Source organism: Liquorilactobacillus capillatus DSM 19910 (assembly GCF_001434915.1).
In the GTDB taxonomy this organism is placed as follows: Bacteria; Bacillota; Bacilli; order Lactobacillales; family Lactobacillaceae; genus Liquorilactobacillus; species Liquorilactobacillus capillatus.
Map to the genome: position 1 here is coordinate 1 of NZ_AZEF01000019.1, position 2,707 is coordinate 2,707.

At 37.0% G+C, this 2,707-nt stretch carries 4 protein-coding genes and 1 pseudogene; 4 read left to right on the forward strand and 1 reads right to left on the reverse strand.

Going from position 1 to position 2,707, the window contains the following annotated elements; translation table 11 throughout:
- A pseudogene (locus FC81_RS11120) lies at positions 1–135 on the forward strand (replication protein); the annotation flags it as partial.
- A gap of 158 nt (positions 136–293) precedes the next feature.
- Here FC81_RS11120 and FC81_RS04490 read toward each other — a convergent pair.
- On the reverse strand, positions 294–782 hold the full coding sequence (locus FC81_RS04490) for a hypothetical protein (protein WP_057743449.1): 489 nt from the start codon (positions 780–782) through the stop codon (positions 294–296).
- Between the two features lie 641 nt (positions 783–1,423).
- On the opposite strand from FC81_RS04490, the gene FC81_RS04495 reads away from it, so the two are divergent.
- From FC81_RS04495 to FC81_RS04505, 3 genes are all read left to right on the forward strand, one after another.
- Entirely contained in the window at positions 1,424–1,660 is a 237-nt protein-coding gene (locus FC81_RS04495; protein ID WP_057743452.1) for a hypothetical protein, read from the forward strand.
- A gap of 257 nt (positions 1,661–1,917) precedes the next feature.
- On the forward strand, positions 1,918–2,082 hold the full coding sequence (locus tag FC81_RS04500) for a hypothetical protein (RefSeq protein WP_057743455.1): 165 nt from the start codon (positions 1,918–1,920) through the stop codon (positions 2,080–2,082).
- A 73-nt stretch (positions 2,083–2,155) separates the two neighbouring features.
- A partial coding sequence (locus tag FC81_RS04505; protein WP_057743457.1) for a replication protein occupies positions 2,156–2,707 on the forward strand: 552 nt, incomplete at its 3' end.

Consider the following 2,707-nt stretch of genomic DNA (forward strand, 5'->3'; position numbering starts at 1 on the left):
CCTAGTATGAAAATTATAAATTCAGTGTTGAGAGCTCATACTGGACTGATAAGATTATATTTCGATGCCGTTTATCAGGAACGCAAGTATGGCAGAGGTGATATAAACAAAGAGACTGGTGAGATACAAGATTAATTAATGAATGGAAAATGGGTGCTCGATTTGAGCACCCATTTTTTTGTCGGCTAGCCGACTTCTGATACAGGGAATTTAGCACAAACACCAGCAATTTTAATTATGGTGTGTAAGTGCGCATTGATCTCGTTCCACTCGGTCTGCTGATTCTCTTAACTTTATTTCACTAGTTTCCTTCTCTCGGCGTTCAATAGACTGCATAGTTCCTTAACTTCAGGCCTTTCATAATCATAGAAAGTATAGCTAATGGCTTCTTTTGAGTAATTAATATTCATCACAGACTCGTCAGCTTCATCCAGTTCATCTAGTAACTTATGCATCAGAACATTAATATCCTTATTGCTAAAATGATACCCATACGTTTCCCAGTCACGGGCTAATTGCATTTTGTTTGACGAAAAATATCTAGTATGGTCATCTATAAGGTCAGTTCCACTATTGACAAAAGCAAATATGTCACGGGAAATCACCGCTAATCCGCTATCGGCAGAATGAACATCATCTTTCAAGATTGAAATTGCATCTAGAATATCTGACTCGGAATTGGCAACCTTACGTGATCGCCGATTAAGGAAATATGTCATTGCCGGAACAATCAAACAACTAGCTACTAAACTAGTTACTAAAGGAATTAATACACTTAACATAAAATCTACTCCTTCAAATTTTTTCAAATTTAAGCCCTACGTTAATAATATAGCAATTGCTACTGAATCTATTCAGCATCTATTTAAAGACTAAATATGCTTCTCTAAGCCCCTTATAAATTCACGATATACTCTTCTAAACATTTCTATTGGAATCACTAGATAGAAAATAAGAGCCATATGTGGTCTCTTCCTTGCCGAACGTCAGTTGGAATCTTCAAAGCCAATAAAGTCCAGTCGCCAATTCCTTCAGACTTTATTGGCTTTGAAGATTGCTTTTAAATGCCTCTAATTTGCTCTCTAAGCCATTTTAGCTGTTACCCGTATAATTTACTGTCTGTCAACGGTAAATCGACGTAGAACGGCTTTTAGCCGTTCTAGGAGGCTTTAAGGAGTTGATAGACTAGCGGATAAAACACTTTTGCGCATGCAAAGAAAAGCACACCTGCTTTTTTTGCCTGCCTCACGGCGAGTGTGGGGTGAGTTTGAGCGGGAACTCCCGCTCATTTATGGGGTCAAGCTGACGCAGCTTGCAGGTTTGGGCGGAGCCCTGTATTTTTTATTGACATAAAAAGATTAATGGCTTATCATGGAAGTCATGGTAGTCATGGTAGTCATGTTGTTAAAGAAAGGATTTTTTTATGAAAGCTACAGTTGTGATAAAAGAAGAAGTTGGTATTAATTTTCCTGGGGATTGGGTTTTAACTTTCCAAAAAGTTGTTTATATGTATTCTGATGGAAACAGTGAGGAAGGGTTTCGGTTTATATGGCGTAGACCCGATGGACATTTGCAAGCTGCTCGAGGACAAGCAAGGATTCCTGAAAGAAAATATTTAGAAGAATTAACCAAAAAAGCAGAAGCTCAAGGCTGGTATTAGTTTAAAAGAGTTCTCCGAGGGAGAACTCTTTTTTTGCATGGGGGGAATACTACGACCCCCCCTTTAAGTGCCGAGTGCCAAAATTGAATTTTGCAGGGGCTTAAGCTTACTCTCCCAAGGGATTTAGTCACTTTGTGTTTGAGCGACATTTGAGCGACATTTTGTGCGAAAATGGCTAAAATTGTAATGCTTTACTACATCTATGTAATGCTTTATAATGTATACATGAAGCTATTTAAGTTAGGAGTGATTAAGTTATGACTGCTGGAAAAAAAGAAATGCAAAGTGTCACTATCCGTATTCCTAAAGATTTGTATGCCGAATATAAAAAAGCATTATTGGCTCAGGGAAAAATTGTTACTTATGACGTGCGAAATTACATGGCTGAAGTTGTCAAAAATCAAGCGAAAGGGCAGAAATGAGCATAAAAAAAGAGCGCACCCGCTGAAAAGTTCGCTCGTTAATTGCTCGTTCTGATAAGGTAATTTTAACATTATGGCTAAAGATAAGGCAAGATACTTCACTTTTTTGCTATATCCAGAAAGTATTCCAACGGATTGGAAACGACGGTTAGAATTAATTGGTGTTCCGATTGCAATTAGTCCGTTGCATGATAAAGATAAAAGCAATGTTGAGGGACAAATATATAAAAAAGCCCATTATCATGTGGTTTATGTGACGAAAAATCCTGTTACATCGGACAGTGTTAGAAAGAGAATCCAAAGAGTTTTAGGCGTTAAAAGTGTTGCTAAGGTTCAAATAGTTGTTCAGAGTATGGAAAATATTTATTTGTATCTGACACATGAATCAAAAGACGCTATTGAAAAGCATAAGCATAAATATTCTAAAGCTGACATTACGTTGCTGAATAATTTCGATATTGACCGATATGTCACGCTTGATGTTGAAGATAAAGACGATATGTTGAATGATGTTTGCGATTTAATTGACGATCATAATTTAGCAAATATGCGTGAATTAAGGCGCTTTGTTAAATTACATGGGGTTGAATATGGCTTGCCTAGTATGAAAATTATAAATTCAGTG